Annotated in this window: 13 protein-coding genes; 7 read left to right on the forward strand and 6 right to left on the reverse strand. The window is 65.8% G+C overall.

What is annotated here, in order from left to right; genetic code table 11:
- Positions 1-44: 44 nt before the first annotated feature.
- The 4 genes from ACCQ07_RS01575 (at position 45) to purU (ending at position 3750) form a co-directional block, all read left to right on the forward strand.
- Complete coding sequence (locus ACCQ07_RS01575; protein ID WP_074038877.1) at positions 45-1142, forward strand: NADH:flavin oxidoreductase/NADH oxidase; 1098 nt, start codon at positions 45-47, stop codon at positions 1140-1142.
- A 34-nt stretch (positions 1143-1176) separates the two neighbouring features.
- A complete protein-coding gene (locus ACCQ07_RS01580) occupies positions 1177-2055 on the forward strand; it encodes an NAD(P)-dependent oxidoreductase (RefSeq protein ID WP_372363715.1) in 879 nt (292 codons plus the stop codon).
- Positions 2056-2268: 213 nt separating this feature from the next.
- Positions 2269-2661, forward strand: coding sequence for an XVIPCD domain-containing protein (locus ACCQ07_RS01585; protein ID WP_008574877.1), 393 nt, complete (start codon positions 2269-2271; stop codon positions 2659-2661).
- Positions 2662-2871: 210 nt separating this feature from the next.
- Positions 2872-3750: a formyltetrahydrofolate deformylase gene (gene purU, locus ACCQ07_RS01590; RefSeq protein ID WP_171309876.1), complete on the forward strand. Its 879-nt coding sequence runs from the start codon at positions 2872-2874 to the stop codon at positions 3748-3750.
- 114 nt (positions 3751-3864) lie between these two features.
- Here purU and ACCQ07_RS01595 read toward each other — a convergent pair whose 3' ends face one another.
- Both ACCQ07_RS01595 and baeS read right to left on the reverse strand, forming a co-directional pair.
- The gene (locus ACCQ07_RS01595; protein WP_008574880.1) at positions 3865-4548 is read right to left on the reverse strand and encodes a response regulator; all 684 of its coding nucleotides are present in this window, start codon (positions 4546-4548) and stop codon (positions 3865-3867) included.
- On the reverse strand, positions 4545-5924 hold the full coding sequence (gene baeS / locus ACCQ07_RS01600) for a sensor histidine kinase efflux regulator BaeS (protein WP_008574883.1): 1380 nt from the start codon (positions 5922-5924) through the stop codon (positions 4545-4547). The genes ACCQ07_RS01595 and baeS overlap by 4 nt, the downstream gene beginning before the upstream one ends.
- 160 nt (positions 5925-6084) lie before the next feature.
- Here baeS and ACCQ07_RS01605 point away from each other — a divergent pair, with 160 nt between their 5' ends.
- Genes ACCQ07_RS01605 through ACCQ07_RS01615 form a run of 3 tightly spaced genes read left to right on the forward strand, consistent with a single transcriptional unit; the run spans position 6085 to position 11915 of the window.
- Positions 6085-7308 (forward strand): efflux RND transporter periplasmic adaptor subunit, encoded by a 1224-nt coding sequence (locus ACCQ07_RS01605; RefSeq protein WP_372363717.1) that lies wholly within the window; start codon positions 6085-6087, stop codon positions 7306-7308.
- 9 nt (positions 7309-7317) lie between these two features.
- Positions 7318-10467 carry an efflux RND transporter permease subunit gene (locus tag ACCQ07_RS01610; RefSeq protein ID WP_372363718.1) on the forward strand — a complete coding sequence of 1050 codons (3150 nt, stop codon included), beginning with the start codon at positions 7318-7320 and terminating at the stop codon, positions 10465-10467.
- Positions 10467-11915 carry an efflux transporter outer membrane subunit gene (locus ACCQ07_RS01615; protein ID WP_372363719.1) on the forward strand — a complete coding sequence of 483 codons (1449 nt, stop codon included), beginning with the start codon at positions 10467-10469 and terminating at the stop codon, positions 11913-11915. The genes ACCQ07_RS01610 and ACCQ07_RS01615 overlap by 1 nt, the downstream gene beginning before the upstream one ends.
- A gap of 237 nt (positions 11916-12152) precedes the next feature.
- On the opposite strand, the gene ACCQ07_RS01620 is transcribed toward ACCQ07_RS01615, so the two are convergent.
- From ACCQ07_RS01620 to ACCQ07_RS01635, 4 genes are all read right to left on the reverse strand, one after another.
- The gene (locus ACCQ07_RS01620; RefSeq protein ID WP_372363720.1) at positions 12153-14111 is read right to left on the reverse strand and encodes a choice-of-anchor X domain-containing protein; all 1959 of its coding nucleotides are present in this window, start codon (positions 14109-14111) and stop codon (positions 12153-12155) included.
- Between the two features lie 416 nt (positions 14112-14527).
- On the reverse strand, positions 14528-15427 hold the full coding sequence (locus tag ACCQ07_RS01625) for a methylenetetrahydrofolate reductase (RefSeq protein WP_372364109.1): 900 nt from the start codon (positions 15425-15427) through the stop codon (positions 14528-14530).
- A 107-nt stretch (positions 15428-15534) separates the two neighbouring features.
- The gene (locus ACCQ07_RS01630) at positions 15535-16200 is read right to left on the reverse strand and encodes an epoxyqueuosine reductase QueH (RefSeq protein ID WP_014089082.1); all 666 of its coding nucleotides are present in this window, start codon (positions 16198-16200) and stop codon (positions 15535-15537) included.
- Positions 16200-17114, reverse strand: coding sequence for a LysR family transcriptional regulator (locus ACCQ07_RS01635; protein WP_014089083.1), 915 nt, complete (start codon positions 17112-17114; stop codon positions 16200-16202). Before ACCQ07_RS01635 ends, ACCQ07_RS01630 begins: the two co-directional genes overlap by 1 nt.
- Positions 17115-17166 lie beyond the last annotated feature (52 nt).

Here is a 17166-nt window from a genome sequence, read left to right on the forward strand (position 1 = left end):
CGGCGCAGTGCAATAAGCACCCCATGTCAGCTGTGGATGCCGCCTTGAGCCAGTTGTTCTCCCCCATCACCTTCGGTCCGCTCGCGCTCGCCAACCGGATTGTCATTGCGCCGATGTGCCAGTACTCGGCACAGGACGGCCGCGCCAGCGATTGGCACCGCATCCACCTGGGCACCTTGTCGCAATCGGGCGCCGGCTTGCTGATTCTCGAAGCGGCGGCGGTGGTGCCGGAAGGGCGCATCAGTTACGCCGATCTTGGTTTGTACGACGATGCGACCGAGCAGGCCCTGGCCGAGGTGTTGCAATCGGTACGACGCTGGTCGCCGATGCCGATCGGCATCCAGCTGGCGCACGCCGGCCGCAAGGCGTCGACCGATCTGCCGTGGAAAGGCGGGGAGGCCATCGCACCCGATCATGCGCATGGCTGGCAGACCGTGTCTGCATCGGCGCTGCCGTTCCGGCAGGGACAGCCGGTGCCGCAGGCATTGGACGAGGCGGGGATCGATGCCGTGGTGGACGCCTTTGTCGCATCGGCAAAACGTGCCGAACGGCTGGGCCTGGAGTTGATCGAACTGCACGCCGCACATGGTTATCTGATGCATCAGTTCCTGTCGCCGCTGAGCAACCAGCGCAGCGATGCGTATGGCGGGTCGCTGGAAAACCGCATGCGGCTGACGCTACGCATCTTCGATGCGGTGCGTGCGGCAGTGTCCGAAAAAATCGCCGTTGGCGTGCGCATCTCGGCCACCGATTGGGTCCAAGGCGGTTGGGATGTGCAGCAGAGCATTGCCTTGTCGCAGGCGCTGGATGCACGCGGCGCGCATTACATCCACGTCTCCAGCGGCGGGCTTGATCCACGCCAGCAGATTCCGTTGCAGGCGGGCTATCAGATTCCGTTCGCACAGGAGATTCGCGCGCAGGTGAACACGCCGGTGATTGGCGTAGGCTTGATCACCGAGCCGGCGCAGGCCGAGGCGATTTTGCAGGAAGGCCAGGCCGACGCGATCGCGCTGGCGCGTGGCATCCTGTACGACCCACGCTGGCCGTGGCATGCCGCCGCGGCACTGGGCGCATCGGTCACGCCGGCACCGCAATACCTGCGTTGCGAACCGCGCGATGCGCGGGGCGTGTTCGCCAACTGACTGCACCTGACGTCATACCGAACAAGGACACCGCATGCCGATAGGATTTCTGGGCTTGGGCACGATGGGCCTGCCGATGGCGCACAACCTGCTGCGTGGCGGGTTCGCGTTGAGCGTATGGAACCGTTCGCCCGAACGCGCCCAGCCGCTGCACGACGCTGGCGCCACGGTGGTGGAGCAACCGCACGATGCCGCGCACGGCCCGCTGCTGTTTTCGATGCTGGCCGACGACAATGCAGTGCGCCAGACCCTGCTGGAGCGTGGCGTACTGGACGCGCTGCCGGCGGGCAGCGTGCACGTCAACATGGCCACCATTTCGGTGGCGCTGGCACACGAGTTGACCGCGCTGCATGCCGAACGCGGTGTGGCCTACGTGGCCGCGCCGGTGCTTGGGCGTGTGGATGTAGCCGAAGTCGGCAAGCTCAATATCCTGGCCGCCGGCGATGAAGCGGCCGTGGCTCGGGTGCAGCCGATGTTCGATGCGCTGGGGCAGAAGACCTGGTACATCGGTCGCGCACCGGAGCAGGCCAATGCAGTGAAGCTGGCCGCCAACTTCTGCCTGGCCAGCGCCATCGGCGCCATGGCCGAAGCCAGTGCGCTGGCACGCGGTCACGGTGTGGATGCCACGCAATTTCTGGGCATGCTCACCAGCACCTTGTTCGCCGCGCCCGCCTACCAGGGCTATGGCCGGCTGATCATGCAGCGCCAATACCTGCCGGCGGGTTTCACCGCCACGCTGGGCCGCAAGGATGTGGACCTGGCCATCCAGGCCGGCGCCGACAAGCAGGTGCCGATGCCGTTGGGCGAACTGCTGCGCGCAGGGCTGGACGAGGCCATTGCGCATGGCGACGGCAACGCAGACTGGGCGGTCCTGGCGGACGTCTCGGCGCGGCGGGCAGGGCAGGTGGCCTGATCACCTTGCGCAACGCGGATTGAGCCCTGCGCAAGGCACTTGGCTTCATGCCACGACGGCCCACCGCTTGCTCACCCAAACATGCAGCGGACCTTCTAAAATGCCGGCTCGTTACAGCCGCCGCTCCAGGGAGGATGCGATGCGACACCTGCAGATCACGCTCGGCTTGGCCGCGCGCGCGCCGCGCGCACGGGCTTGCGCCGGTGGCACGCGATGACCGACGCACCGGTCATCCACCAGGGCCCGGTGGGCCCCGACCATCCCGAGCACCCGGACCACTACCTGTTCGCACAGATCCGCGAAGCGGTCAGCGTGCTGGACGCCGAGTTAGGCAAGCCCGTGGACCAGGCAAGCGAACGCATGGCCGCGCGCCTGCTGCCGCTGGCCAAGCAGCATGGCTTCGACCAGGTGGACTACGTGGTGCTCAGCCGCCATCTGGGCGAAGTCGGCGAGAACGTATTCCTGGTGCGTGGCGAGCTGTCCGACCCCGCGCATCTGCGTGCACACATCACCACGCAGGAAGCCATGGAAACATCGGTGGACGCATCGCTTGCGCAGCTGGAGGAGATCAACCGGCGGCTGATGCTGCGTTTGCCGCCGCGCTGAGTGCCGATGCCGGACGTGCGTGGCGGTGCCGCGCATCCGCATCGGTGCACGCATGGCCCTGCCGGGCGACACGTGATGTTGGCTGCACGTCATCTTGCAGTACGAGCGCAACGCCGCCACGGTCAGAGCGTCAAACATCGGCTGGACGGCACGCCGGTTTTTGCACCCGTTCGCACTGCAAAAGTTACCGACGCAAGCACTGCGTCGGTGATGTCGTGCATTGGCTATCATGCGCCGATGCGCTCCGACTACATCCTCACCCTGTCCTGTCCCGACCGCACCGGTATCGTCTATCGCGTGACCGGGCTGCTGTTCGACCTGGCCTGCAACATCCTCGACGCGCAGCAATTCGGCGACGACGAAAGCGGGCGATTCTTTCTGCGCGTGCATTTCCACAAACCGGCAAAGACCGACATTGCCGCGCTGGAGCAGCGCTTTGCCGTGCTGGCTGATCAATTCCAGATGACATGGCAACTGCATGACGCACGCCGCCGCGCGCGCCTGCTGGTGCTGGTGAGCAAGCAGGGCCATTGCCTCAACGACCTGTTGTTCCGCATGCACAGCCGGCAATTGCCGGTGGACATCGCTGCGGTGGTCTCCAACCACACCGACTTCGCGCCGTTGGCAGCCTCCTACGGCATTGCCTTCCACCATCTGCCCGTGAGCGCCGACACGCGCGCCGCGCAGGAAGCGCAGCTGCTCGCCCTGGTCGATGATCTGCAGATCGATCTGGTGGTGCTGGCGCGCTACATGCAGATCCTGTCGCCGCAGCTGTGCCGGGCACTGGCCGGGCGCGCGATCAATATCCATCACAGTTTCCTGCCCAGCTTCAAGGGCGCGCAGCCGTATCACCAGGCGCACGCGCGCGGGGTCAAGATCATCGGCGCCACCGCGCACTACGTCACCGAAGATCTGGACGAAGGCCCGATCATCGAGCAGGACGTCGCCCGCGTGGACCACGCCATGACCCCGCGCGACCTGATCCGCCTGGGCAGCGACACCGAATCGCTGGTGCTGGCGCGCGCAGTACGCCGCCACGTCGAACACCGCATCGTGCTCAATGGACATCGCACGGTGGTGTTTCGTTGAGGCGGGGAGTCGGGATTCGGGATTGGGGATTCGCGAAAGCGGCTTGACCGATTGCGTTTCAGCCATGGCGCTACCGCTCTTGCCAATCCCGAATCCCGAATCCCCAATCCCGAATCACGGCTCGAAGCGATACCCCGCGCCATAGACCGAGCGGACCCAGTCCTCGCCGCCGGCGTCGGCGAGCTTGCGGCGTAGATTCTTGACGTGGCTGTCGACAGTGCGGTCGGTGACGATGCGGTGGTCGGCGTAGAGCCGGCCCATCAGTTGCTCGCGCGAGTACACCCGCCCCGGGGCGGCGGCGAGGGTGCGCAGCAGGCGGAACTCGACCTGGGTCAGGTCCAGGGCGCGGCCGTCCACGCTGGCGCGACAGGCATCCTCGTCGATATGCAGGCCCGGTGCCGGTGCGCCGTGGGGGTCGTGGCGATGACGGCGCAACACTGCCTGGACACGCGCCACCACTTCGCGCGGGCTGAACGGCTTGCAGATGTAGTCGTCCGCGCCGATCTCCAGGCCCAGCAGGCGGTCGATTTCCTCCACGCGTGCGGTGACCATGATGACCGGCACCGCGCTTTCCTTGCGCAGGTCGCGGCAGATGTCCAGGCCGCCACGGTTGGGCAGCATCAGGTCCAGCAACACCAGGTCCGGCTGCTGCGCGCGGAATGCGCCCAACGCTTGCGCGCCATCGGCGATCCAGTCGTGCGAATAGCCGGCCGCGTGCAGGTACTCGCCCAACACCGCGGCCAGGCGCGGTTCGTCCTCGACGATCAGCACATGCCCGATCGGGGACGCGCTGCTCATGCGGCCAGCGCCGGCAAGCGCAGCACCATGCGCAGCCCGCCCAGTGCGGAAGCCTCGGCGTGGATCGAGCCGCCGTGTGCCTCGGCGATGTTGCGGCAGATCGCCAGGCCCAGGCCGCTGCCGCCGCTGGCACGATTGCGCGAAGCCTCGGTGCGGTAGAAGCGTTCGAACAACCGCGCGCGCTTGTCTGCATCCACGCCTGGCGCGCTGTCTTCGACCACCAGCTCCAGCACCGCGCCGCGGCGCACGCAGTGCACCTGCACCGTGCCACCGGCGTCGGTGTAGCGCAGCGTGTTTTCCAGCAGGTTGCCCAGCAGTTGCTGCAGACGGCGCTCGTCGCCGTCCAGCTGCAGCGGGCCGGCATCGATCTGCGCCTGCACCTGCAGCTGCGCGGCGGCAAAGCGCGCGTGCAAGCCGTCCAGCACGGTTGCCAGGATGACCGCCAGATCGACGGGAGCGCGCCGATACGCCAGCGCACCGACATCGGTCAGCGACACGTCGTACAGGTCCTCGATCAGCTTGCCCAACTGGCCGACCTGCTGGTGCAGCGACCCCAGCGAGTTGGGTGTCATCGGCCGGATGCCGTCCTGCAGTGCTTCCAGTTCGGCGCGCAGGACCGCCAGCGGCGTGCGCAGCTCGTGCGAGATGTCGGCCATGAAGTCGCGCCGCGCGCGTTCGTTGTGCTCCAACGCTTGCGCCAGCAGGTTGAAATCGCGCGCCAGCTGGCCCAGTTCGTCGCGCGCCGCGGCGTCGATGCGGGTGGCGTAGTCGCCCGCAGCGAGCAGGTGGGTGGCCTGGGTCAGGCCACGCAGGCGCCGCAGCAAGGTGCGCGACAACAGCCAGCCGAGCAGCGCGGCGACCAGCAGGCAGGCGCCGCCGATCGCCCACCACGCGCGTTGCTGGGCGGCGTAGAAGCGCGCGTCCGCCGCTGCCAGCGCCTTCTGGAACGGCAGCATCGCCATCCAGCCGACGGTGCGGCCGCCAACCACCACCGGGCGCAGGATGTCGTGGCGGCCGACATCCGGATTGCCAATCACCGGCGTGTAGTCCTGGTCGAGCAGCGCGAAGCGAAACACCGCGCCGGTCTGGTCGGAAATCGGCGGTGCCTCGCGCGGCGGGCCGGGGCCACGCTCCGGGCGCATCAGGACGAACCAGGCATCGGGATTGTCGCGCACGAACTCCCAGCTGCCGTGCCGCGCGTATTCGGCCCTGACCCGCGGCAAGGTCTCTTGCATGCGCTCCACGCCCTGTTCGTTGAGGTAGTCCAGGAACTGGCGTTTGACGAAGGCCTGCACCGCGATGCCGTTGATCAGCAGCACTGCCACGCACGCGGCGAGGATGGCGAGAAACAGCTTGGCGGTGATACCCAGTTTCATCGAAGAGGTGATGCGAAGCGCGGTAACCGCAGCTGCTGCGTATTAGCCGGGTCGGGCCAGGGGAAATCAAGCGAATCGACGCCGCGGCCGGCAATCTCCAAATTTGCTGCACATTCGCGCCGTAGCGTGGCCACATTCGGATAAACCGTGAGTTCGTCGCATGTTGCCCGTCGCTACCCATCGTTTTCGCACTGCGTCCGTGCGCTTGCTGCTGCTCGCCGCCGCGACCACGCTCATGGCCGCGTGTTCTTCCAGGCAGCCGCCGCAGATGCCGCAGACGCAGGTCGGCGTGCAGACGTTGAAGGCGCAGCGGCTGGCCGTGGACCAGACCTTGTCCGGTCGCACCGTGGCCTACGTCACCTCGGACGTGCGCCCGCAGGTCGGCGGCATTGTGCGCAAGCGGCTGTTCACCGAAGGCCAGGACGTCCAGGCCGGGCAGGTGCTGTATGAAATCGATCCGGCCAGCTACCAGGCCGCGTACGACACGGCCAAGGGCGATCTGGCGCAAGCCGAGGCGGCGGTGTTGTCGGCCAGGCCCAAGGCGCAGCGCTACCAGACCCTGGTCGGGCTGGATGCGGTCAGCAAGCAGGACGGCGACGATGCGTTGGCCACGCTGCGCTCGAACCAGGCAGCGGTGGTCGCGGCCAAGGCATCGTTGCAGACCGCGCGCATCAATCTCGACTACACCCGCATCACCGCGCCGGTGTCCGGCCGCATCGGCACCTCCAGCTACACGCCGGGCGCGCTGGTCAGTGCCGGCCAGAGCGAGGTGCTGGCCACCATCAACCAACTGGACCCGATCTATGTGGACGTCACCCAGTCCAGCGTCCAGCTGCTGCAGTTGCGCCGCCAGCTCGACGCCGGCCAGCTCAAGGCAGTGGATGGCAAGGCCGAGGTGACGCTGCAACTGGAGGACGGCAGCACCTACGCACACAGCGGCACGTTGGAGGTGGTGGATGCCGCGGTCGATACCGCCACCGGCACGGTGAAGCTGCGCGCGGTGGTGCCCAATCCCGAGCGGGTGTTGCTGCCGGGCATGTATGTCACCGCGAAGCTCTCGATGGCCGTGGACGAGCAGGCCATCCTGGTGCCGCAGCAGGCGATCAGCCGCAACAGCAAGGGCCAGGCGGTGGCGATGGTGGTCGGCAGCGACAACAAGGTCGCGCAGCGGGTGCTGACCACCGGCGATGCGATCGGCGACAAGTGGGTGGTGCGCCAGGGATTGAAGGCTGGCGACAAGGTCATCGTGCAGGGCCTGCAGAAGGCGTCGGTCGGCGCCGAGGTCAGGGCCGTGGAAGTGAGCCAGACCGCTGCGGCCGACTCGGCCGCCAACGCGTCGCCATCCACGCAGGGCACCGCCGCGGCGGCGCCCAAGGCCGACTGAGGAACCGCCATGGCCCGCTTCTTCATCGACCGTCCCATCTTCGCCTGGGTCATCGCCATCGTGATCACCCTGGCCGGCGCGCTCTCGATCCTGTCATTGCCGCTGGAGCAGTATCCCAACATCGCCCCGCCGACGATCAACGTCAGCGCCACCTACACCGGTGCCTCGGCGCAGACCGTGCAAAACTCGGTCACGCAGATCCTCGAGCAGCAGATGACCGGGTTGGACCATCTGCTGTACATGTCTTCCAGCAGCAGTTCCGCCGACACCGCCTCGATCACCCTGACCTTCGATTCCGGCACCGACCCGGACACCGCCCAGGTGCAGGTGCAGAACAAGGTGTCGCAGGGCGAGGCGATGCTGCCGGAGGCGGTGCAGAGCAATGGCGTGACCGTCACCAAGTCCACCGGCAGCAGCATGTTCATGGTGCTGGCCTTCACCTCCGAAGACGGCAGCATGGACAGCACCGACATCGGCGACTACATGGTGTCCACGCTGCAGGACCCGATCAGCCGGCTCAACGGTGTCGGCGGGGTCAACGTGTTCGGCTCCGAATACTCGATGCGGGTGTGGCTGGATCCGGACAAGCTGCGCACCTATGCGCTGATGCCCGCGGACGTGAGCAACGCGATTTCGGCGCAGAACGCCGACGTCTCCTCCGGCGCGCTGGGCGCGTTGCCGGCGGTGCAGGGTCAGCAGCTCAACGCCACGGTCACCTCGCGCAGCAAGCTCAAGACCCCGGCGCAATTCGAAGCGATCGTGCTGAAGTCGCAGCCCGGCGGCGCCACCGTGTATCTACGCGACGTGGCGCGAGTGGAGCTGGGTTCCAAGTCGTATGCATCCAGTTCCAAGTACAACGGCAAGTCAGCCTCGGGCATGGGACTGGAGCTGGCGACCGGCGCCAATGCGCTGAACGCGGCCAAGGCGGTGGAAGACAAGCTGGAACAGCTCAAGCCGTACTTCCCCACCGGGCTGAAGTACGAGATCGCCTACGACACCACGCCGTTCGTGCGCATTTCCATCGAGGAAGTGGTCAAGACCCTGCTCGAGGCGATCGCGCTGGTGGTGCTGGTGATGTACCTGTTCCTGCAGAACTGGCGCGCCACGCTGGTGCCGGTGATCGCGGTGCCGGTGGTGCTGCTGGGCACCTTCGGCGTGCTCGCCTTGCTCGGCTATTCGATCAATACGCTGACCATGTTCGCGATGGTGCTGGCGATCGGCCTGCTGGTCGATGACGCCATCGTGGTGGTGGAGAATGTCGAGCGCCTGATGAGCGAGCAAGGCATGTCGCCGCGGCAGGCCACCTACACCTCGATGGGGCAGATCTCCGGCGCGCTGGTGGGCATCGCCCTGGTGCTGACCGCGGTGTTCCTGCCGATGGCGTTCTTCGGCGGCGCCACTGGCGAGATCTACCGCCAGTTCTCGGTGACCATCGCCGCGGCGATGCTGCTGTCGCTGCTGGTGGCGCTGACCCTGAGCCCGGCATTGTGCGCCAGCCTGCTCAAGCCGATCGCGCGCGGCGGACACGTCTCGCGCCAGGGCATGCTCGGGCGCTTCTTCGGCTGGTTCAACGCCCGCTTCGACCGCAGCGCCGAGGGTTACGGCCGCGGCGTGGGCACGTTGATCGGCCATCGCAAACTCGGCGGGCTGGTCTACCTGGCGCTGCTGGTGGTGATGGCGCTGTTGTTCTGGCGCCTGCCCAGTTCGTTCCTGCCCGACGAAGACCAGGGCATGCTGATGGTGATGTTCACCACACCGGCCGGCGCCACGCAGCAGCGCACGCAGCAGTCGATCGATCAGGCCACCGACTTCATCCTCAAGCAACCGGAAGTGGCGGGGATGATGACCATCTCCGGCTTCAGCTTTGCTGGCAGCAGCCAGAACTCGGGCATGGGTTTCATCAAGCTCAAGGATTGGGCGCAGCGCGATGCGCCTGCGCAGGAGATCGCCAACCGCATCACCGGCGCGATGATGGGCGCGCTGCCCGATGCGCAGGTGTTCGCACTGTCGCCGCCGGCGATCAACGGCCTGGGTACCAGTTCCGGTTTCACCCTGCAGTTGCAGGACGTGGCCGGCAAGGGCCACGACGCGCTGGTCACCGCCAGGCAGCAACTGCTGCAACTGGCCAACGCCGACAAGGACCTGACCGCCGTGCGCTTCAACGGCCTGGAGGATGCGCCCACCTACCGCGTGCAGATCGACGACGCCAAGGCTGGCGCGCTCGGCCTGGATGCGGCGGACATCAACACCACGCTGGCCACGGTGATGGGCGGCAGCTACGTCAACGATTTCCTCAACAACAACCGGGTCAAGCGCGTGTACGTGCAGGGCGAGCCGAGCGCGCGCATGCTGCCTGCCGACATCGGCCGCTGGTACGTGCGCAACAGCAGTTCGGAGATGGTGCCGTTCTCGGCGTTTTCCAGCAGCGCGTGGGCGTATGCGCCGCAGGTGCTGAGCCGCTTCAACGGCGTGGAGTCGATGGAGATCACCGGCAGCGCTGCCAGTGGCATCAGTTCCGGCGAAGCGATGAACGGCATCGCCGGGCTGGTGGGCAAGATCGGCAAGGACGTGGGTTACGCCTGGTCGGGCATGTCCTACCAGGAGCAGGCTGCCGGCGCGCAGACCTGGATGCTGTACGCGGTGTCGCTGGTATTCGTGTTCCTGTGCCTGGCCGCGCTGTACGAGAGCTGGTCGATCCCGATCTCGGTGATGCTGGCGGTGCCGGTGGGCATCGTCGGCGCACTGCTGGCAACGTGGCTGCGCGGGCTCTCCAACGACATCTATTTCCAGGTCGGCCTGCTGGCGACGATGGGCCTGGCGGCCAAGAACGGCATCCTGATCGTGGAGTTCGCCAAGGAACTGGAAGAAAAGGGCCAGCCGCTGATCGAAGCGACCTTGCATGCCGCGCGCATGCGCTTGCGCCCGATCGTGATGACCTCGCTGGCGTTCCTGCTCGGCGTGCTGCCGATGGTGGTCAGCAGCGGCGCCGGCTCCGGTGGACGCCATTCGCTGGGCACCGGCGTGCTCGGTGGCACGCTGGTCTCTACGCTGCTGGGCATCTTCTTCGTGCCGTTGTTCTACGTGATGGTGCGCAGCGTGTTTCCGGGCAAGGCGTCTGATCACGCGACAGCCGCTGAGACGTCCGAGGTGGCCCCGTGATGCGCTTTAGCTTTGCAAGTGTGGCAGCGGCCTGCGCCATCGCCTTGAGTGGTTGCGTCAGCATGGCACCGCATTACGCGCGCCCGGATGCGCCGGTGCCCGGGGTGATCGGCGACACCGGCAGCACCGGCAACGCAGGCACCGGCATGCCGAATGCAGCCGCTGTGGATTGGCGGCAGGTGGTGACCGATGCGCGTCTGCAGCAGGTGGTCGCGCTGGCGTTGGACAACAACCGCGACCTGCGTGTGGCAGTGCTCAATATCGAGCAGGCACGCGCGCAGTACCGCATCCAACGTGCGAGCCTGTTTCCCGCCGTCGATGCCACCGTCTCGCATACCGCGCAGCGCGCTGCGGCAGCGACCAGTTTCACCGGCGCCCCGCAGATCATCCGCAGCGCCAGCGGCGAGGTGGGCATCAGCAGCTGGGAGCTGGACCTGTTCGGCCGCATCCGCAGCCTCAAGAACCAGGCCCTGGAAACCTATCTTGCCAGTGAGCAAACCCAGCGCAGCACGCGTCTGAGTCTGGTCGCTGAAGTGGCCAACGACTGGTTGACCGTTGCCGCCGATCAGCAGCGCCTGGCGCTCGCGCAGCAGACCATGGACAGCCAACGCAAGACCTTGCGTCTGACCGAGCTGCAGCACGACAACGGCATCGTCTCCGGTCTGGATCTGGCGCAGATCCAGACCAGCGTGGAAAGCGCGCGCGCTGATGTGGCCAACTACACCACCCAGCTGGCGCAGTCGCGCAACGCCTTGAATCTGGTCGTGGGCACGCCGGTGCCGGCTGCGTTGTTGCCTGCCAGCGATGCGATCGAGACGGGCGTGGCGCTGGCGCCGTTGCCTGCCCAGCTGGAATCGCGGGTGTTGTTGCAGCGCCCGGACGTGCTGTCGGCCGAGCACACGCTCAAGGCCGCCAATACAGATATCGGCGCAGCACGTGCGGCCTTCTTCCCCACCATCTCGTTGACCGCCAATGCCGGGCGCGGCAGCGATGCGTTATCCAGCCTGTTCGATGGCGACCATACATGGTCGTTCTCGCCCAGCGTGAGCTTGCCGATCTTCCGTGCCGGCGCGTTGAAGGCCGAACTGGATGTGGCCACGTTGGAAAAGGACATCACCATTGCGCAATACGAATTGGCGATCCAGACCGCCTTCAGTGAAGTGGCCGATGCACTGGCCGAACGCACGCAGCTCGAAGAACGCATGCATGCGCAGCAGGCGATGGTGGACGCCGCACAACGCAGCTTCAGCCTGTCGGATGCGCGCTATCGCCATGGCGTGGACAGTTACCTGGTGACGCTGGATGCGCAGCGCACGCTCTACAGCGCGCAACAGACATTGATCAGCTTGCGGCTGACCGAGGCGAGCAATCGGGTGACCTTGTACAAGGTGCTCGGCGGTGGCGCCGATGCGCAGAGCGGCGCGTCTGTGGCGGGTGCGGCGCGTTAGCGTATTGCCCGCACGCTCGTAGGAGCGGCGCAGCCGCGACAGACATTGTCGGTCATGCCTGTCGCGGCTGAAGCCGCTCCTACAACAAACATATTCCGATCAAACTGCACCAGCGTCAGCTTAGGCACCTGGTCAAATCGGCGCTGCACCGGGGACGTGCCCGGGACAGCGCCTTGCCCAATCCCTAATCCCGATTCCCTGGCTTTTCAGCAGCCTAATGGCTGATCATCCCGGCCCTCAACGCGCCGCATTCGCATTCATCACCGCGTTGCGATTGGCATCCAGATACTGCGCCGGGTCGCGCATGCCGGTGGTGTGGCATTGGCCGGTGGTATGGCCGCGATTCACGCCACCCGGCAGCTGCGCATTGACCTGCTCCACCGTGCCGTCTTCCGGGTCGTTCAACACCAGGTCCGAGGCAGCGTTGCAGTAGTCGTTGGTGTACCAGTTGGTCTTGGCGAACGAGGTGGTGTAGTAGTTGACCTTGGCGCGTGCATCGGCCGGGATGCCGGCCAGCCAGGCCTTGGCGCCGTCGTAGGTCATGTCGCTATTGGTGCCGCAGCCCACGCCGAACCACGAACCCACCGCGGCCAGCACCCCAGACAGATTGGTGCCTTGATACGGCGTGCCCACCGATTGCATCACTCGCCCACCGGTGGCGTTATCCAGCCCGCTCCAGTAGTAGGCATACAGGTGCAGCGCCGCCATGCCGCCCTGGCTGTGCGCGACCGTGGAGAACGACGACCATTGGCTGGCGAACTGCGCGATTCGCTGCGCGAACTGATCGTTGCTGCGGTTCTGCTTGGCATCCAGGAAGGTCGAGGCGTTGGTGAATTGCGCCTGTGGCCATACGCCGTTGGAGCAATAGCCGTGCACCAGCACCAACTGCGAACCGGCGGCCTGAGGCTTTGCCGTTGTCATCGCAGACGCCAACGCAGTCGGGCGCGGGCCCATGCGCATGCTTTCATCGATTGCCGTGCTGGCGCGCGCGATGCTGGCGCGTCGCAACGCGGGCACCTGCAACGGTAGCGTGGCGGCCTGCACCAACGGGATGTAATGGTCCGGGTCTTCGATGCGCAGGCTGCGCAGCGTAAACGGCGCACGCGCACCGGCGCGCGCAATCCAGCGTTCGTCCAGGCTTAGCGGGAGCTGGCCTTGTTGCGGCGTCAGCATGCCGCCGATCCAGGCCACCGGGATGTCCTTGCCCTTGGCATCGGTGCCCCAGACCTGGCCGAACACGCGGTAATGCGACGGCGCGTTGCCTCGCGCAGCCACTGGCAGCGCGATCGTCAGCCGCGTGCCCGCTGCAGCACGTGCGCCCAGGGCATTGCCGAGCAGACGTAGCGACGTATCCACCACCGGCACCACATGCTCGCTGGTCCGCACGAACGGCTGGCCGGCCTGGTCATGCCCATGCACGACGACCTGGGCAATCCAGGTACCCTCGCTGGTCGGTTGGAATGTGCCGCCGTACACGCCATCGCCAGCGGCGCCATCGTCGTGCTTGCCGTCGTCGGCCATCGGCAGGCTGCGCACACCGCCTTGCGGATCGATCACACGCAGGCTTGCTTCGTCGATCGTTCCGGCTTGTGCCGTCAGCAGTGTGGCGCCGCGTACATCGTTGCCGCTCAGCAACGCGTTGAGCGTGAGCGACTGGCCAACCTGTTGCTGACGCGTGCGCAGGTACGAAGCAAGCTGCGTGCGCGCATCGCCTTCCATCAGCACGTAGCCACGCTGCGCCACCGGCGAGGACGACTGCAGCGTCAATGACCAGGCGCCGTTGCGCGCCGACTCCACGGCGTAGCGCACGCCGCTGGTGCCGTGCTCGGCGGTGCCCAGCAGCGTGCGCTGCGCTTGCAGCGGCGTCGCCACGGCGGCGGTGCGCGCGCCGGCAAGCTGAGGTGCAGCCACTGCCGCCTCCCAGGCCTGATCGCCGGCCAGCACCATGAAGCGCAGGTGCCCGTTTTCCACCGGCAAGCTGCCTTGCCAGCGCGCGGATTGACCGGCCGGTGCCAGTTCCACCGGCAGCAATGCACTCTTGGACAGAATCGCCGACTCGGCCGGATCTGGCGCACGCATCTGCGCGAACTCTTCCGGTGGGCCAGCCAATTGTTTGGGCTGCAACTCGGCTGCCGCAAGCGGCGCGCAGAGCAATGAGAGGGAGCACAACAGCGACAACGGCGACGGCTTCGGCATGGCAGATCTCTCCGTGAGCATTGCAGAAGCGATGCCATCGCGCACGGCAACGACATCGGATGCAGCGCCCCCTCGCCGCGATTCGTAGACGGTTATACCGCGCTCTTGTGACAGGTCTGCTGTGCGCTGCAACACTCGCGGTGCCGCGCGCAAGTCGTTAGAAATCAAGCAATGCTGATGGTGATCGGGGTCGCGGACGCGGTGTTGTTTAGAGAAGCGCGTGCAGCGCAGGAACACGCAATTCTCTCTTCAACCTCTTGCGATTTAGCTGGAGCGGCCAGATGGCCTTGACCCATGACGCATACAGCGCATTCAGCTGTTCTCATCCTCGTCGGCCTTGCCACGGCTGGATAGCCAGATTAGCAGCGGTGTGACCGTCTCAAGCCCGCGCCGATTGGCACACGGACAGGTTGCTGTCAGGCCTGATCGGCGCGCACGGAACGCATGCGATCTTGCTGCGAAGCACGCGAGCGATAGTGCGCAACCCACTCCACAGACTGGGCGATGCCGCCGAACGGAAACAGGTGCAGGCGGACATCTCCATGGGCTTCTGTCAGGCGGCTGGCGAGGCGATCGACAAAGCGATCCGGCCCCGCGTTGCCGAATAACTTGCCAATGGAAATGCCATAGTTTGAGAGCACCGACGCGCAGGCGCCGACACCGCAGCTTGCCGCATAGCGTGCGAGAACGGCGACACTGGCAGGACCAGGCACGCCCACCCGCACCGGATGCGTCATGCCACGCGCGCGCAACGCTTCCAGCCAGGTCACCACGATGTCGGCGTCGAACCCGAACTGCGTCACGATCAGGGGCGCCATGCCGCGCTCCTGGATGCTGCGACACTTGCGTTCCAGCACGTCCCATTGTTCTGTCGTGCGCAGGATCGGATGCCCCTCCGGGTGACCCGCTACGCCGATGGTGCCGATGCCTGAGCGTTCAAACACACCCGTCTCGATCAGCGACACGCTGTCGGGAAACGGTCCCTTCGGAGTGGAAGGATCGCCCGCAATCACCAGGCAGCGGGTGACGCCGGCCTCATCGACCAGGCGCGCGACACATGCCTGCAGTTCTTCGAGCGAGCCGATGCGACGCGCGGAAAGATGGGGCACAGGTTCGAAACCAAGGCGACGCACCCTCTGTGCTGCGGCCAGCCGCACAGCCTCGTTTTGGCCTGGCAGGTAGGGAATGAACATGGCGCAGCCAGGCAGGATGCGTGGGGCCGCATTGGTCAGCGCGCCGATGTCCTTGGCGCTGACCTCCAGCGAATAGGCCTCGGTCACGGTGCTCGCGAAGTTCGGCGTGTCGGTAGAAATCACGGGTCTTGCCGTCTTGTCATGATGATTGGGTGGCATCGCCACGACGCACTGATCCAGCGGAAAGGAGCCAAAATCCCCATGTGGTCTCCGCTGGACTGGCGAAAGGCTCAGTCTTCCGGCGCGTCATCGCCGTAGAACTTCACACCGAGTTGAATGCGCTTGCGGCCGCTGTCCACACGATGCCGATTGGTGTCGCGCAGGGAATAGACGCAGCCGCAGTATTCCTGTTGATAGAAGTTCTCGCGCTTGCTGATCTGAATCATGCGCGAGGCGCCACCGCCCTTGCGCCAGTTGTACTCCCAATACATCAAGCCGGGATACCTGGACGCGGCGCGAATGCCGCAGTCGTTGATCTGCTGCATGTTTTTCCAGCGCGAGATGCCCAGCGAACTGGTGATCACCGGAAAGCCGTGCTCGTGGGCATACAGCGCGGTGCGTTCGAAGCGCATGTCAAAGCACATGGTGCAACGCACGCCGCGCTCAGGTTCGTTTTCCATCCCGCGCGCCCGCTCGAACCAGTTGTCCCGATCGTAGTCGGCATCGATGAAGGGCACGCCGAACTGTTCGGCAAAACGCACGTTCTCATCCTTGCGCAGCTCGTATTCCTTGCGCGGATGAATGTTGGGGTTGTAGAAAAAGATGGTGTAGTCGATGCCGGAGGCCAACATCGCCTCCATGACCTCGCCAGAGCACGGCGCGCAGCACGAATGCAGCAAGACCTTGGCGTGGCCATCAGGCAGTGGAAGTGGCATGCGTTGGGCAGTGGAATCCATCAGTGGGGTCCTTGCGTGTAGGCAGTGGCATTGGCGGGCGCGCGCGCCAGTTCGATGAAGGCGCGCAGGTAATCGATCGCGATGTCCGCCTCGCGCGCGCCCAGATAGATCTGCTTGGGGATGCCGCGCGCACCCAGCCGCACCGGCACCACGTCCATCCTGGACGCATATTCCTCCACCAGCCAGCGCGGCATGGCGGCCACGCCGCGGCCGCTGGCCACCATCTGCATCATGATGTCGGTGGTTTCGATGGCCTTGTGGCGCCGCGGCGTGACGCCGGCCGGCAACAGGAACTGGCTGTAGATATCCAGGCGCTCAAGATCCACCGGGTAGCTGATCAGCACTTCGCGTGTGAGCTGCTGTGGCTTGACGTAGGCCGCCGACGCCAGCGCATGGCGCTTGGCCACGACCAGTACCTGCTCGTAGTCGAACACCGGCTCGAACCTGAGCCCTGGCTTGAACAGCGGGTCGGGCGTGACCAGCAGATCGATCTCGTAGCCGAACAACGCGCCGATGCCGCCGAACTGGAACTTCTGCTTCACATCCACATCCACATCCGGCCACGTGGCCAGATACGGCGCCACCAGCTTGAGCAGCCACTGGTAGCAGGGATGGCATTCCATGCCGATGCGTAGCGCACCGCGCTCGCCCTGGGCAAACTGCCCCAGCCGCTCTTCGGCCAGATCCAGTTGCGGCAGCACCCGGTTCGCCACCGCCAGCAGGTACTGGCCGGCCTGGGTCAGCCGCAGGCTGCGCCCCTCGCGCAACCAGATGTCGGTGCCCAGCTGCTGTTCCAGCTTCTTCATGCTGTGGCTCAGCGCCGACTGGGTCAGATTCAGCACGCCTGCGGCGGCAGTCAGCGAGCCTTGCTGCTCGACCTGCTGGACGATGGTGAGATGGATGCGCTCAAGCATTCAATGATCCGAATTCATGGATTGTTGAAATAACACCATTTTACTTCATCGA

This window comes from Xanthomonas sp. NCPPB 3583, assembly GCF_041475715.2.
Taxonomy (GTDB): Bacteria; Pseudomonadota; Gammaproteobacteria; order Xanthomonadales; family Xanthomonadaceae; genus Xanthomonas; species Xanthomonas euvesicatoria.

Coding starts and splice junctions, on each gene's coding strand:
- ACCQ07_RS01580 (WP_372363715.1), top strand. CDS start 1,177: ATGCCGATAGGATTTCTGGGCTTGGGCACGATGGGCCTGCCGATGGCG.
- ACCQ07_RS01585 (WP_008574877.1), top strand. CDS start 2,269: ATGACCGACGCACCGGTCATCCACCAGGGCCCGGTGGGCCCCGACCAT.
- purU (WP_171309876.1), top strand. CDS start 2,872: ATGTCGTGCATTGGCTATCATGCGCCGATGCGCTCCGACTACATCCTC.
- ACCQ07_RS01595 (WP_008574880.1), bottom strand. CDS start 4,548: ATGAGCAGCGCGTCCCCGATCGGGCATGTGCTGATCGTCGAGGACGAA.
- baeS (WP_008574883.1), bottom strand. CDS start 5,924: ATGAAACTGGGTATCACCGCCAAGCTGTTTCTCGCCATCCTCGCCGCG.
- ACCQ07_RS01605 (WP_372363717.1), top strand. CDS start 6,085: ATGTTGCCCGTCGCTACCCATCGTTTTCGCACTGCGTCCGTGCGCTTG.
- ACCQ07_RS01610 (WP_372363718.1), top strand. CDS start 7,318: ATGGCCCGCTTCTTCATCGACCGTCCCATCTTCGCCTGGGTCATCGCC.
- ACCQ07_RS01615 (WP_372363719.1), top strand. CDS start 10,467: ATGCGCTTTAGCTTTGCAAGTGTGGCAGCGGCCTGCGCCATCGCCTTG.
- ACCQ07_RS01620 (WP_372363720.1), bottom strand. CDS start 14,111: ATGCCGAAGCCGTCGCCGTTGTCGCTGTTGTGCTCCCTCTCATTGCTC.
- ACCQ07_RS01630 (WP_014089082.1), bottom strand. CDS start 16,200: ATGGATTCCACTGCCCAACGCATGCCACTTCCACTGCCTGATGGCCAC.
- ACCQ07_RS01635 (WP_014089083.1), bottom strand. CDS start 17,114: ATGCTTGAGCGCATCCATCTCACCATCGTCCAGCAGGTCGAGCAGCAA.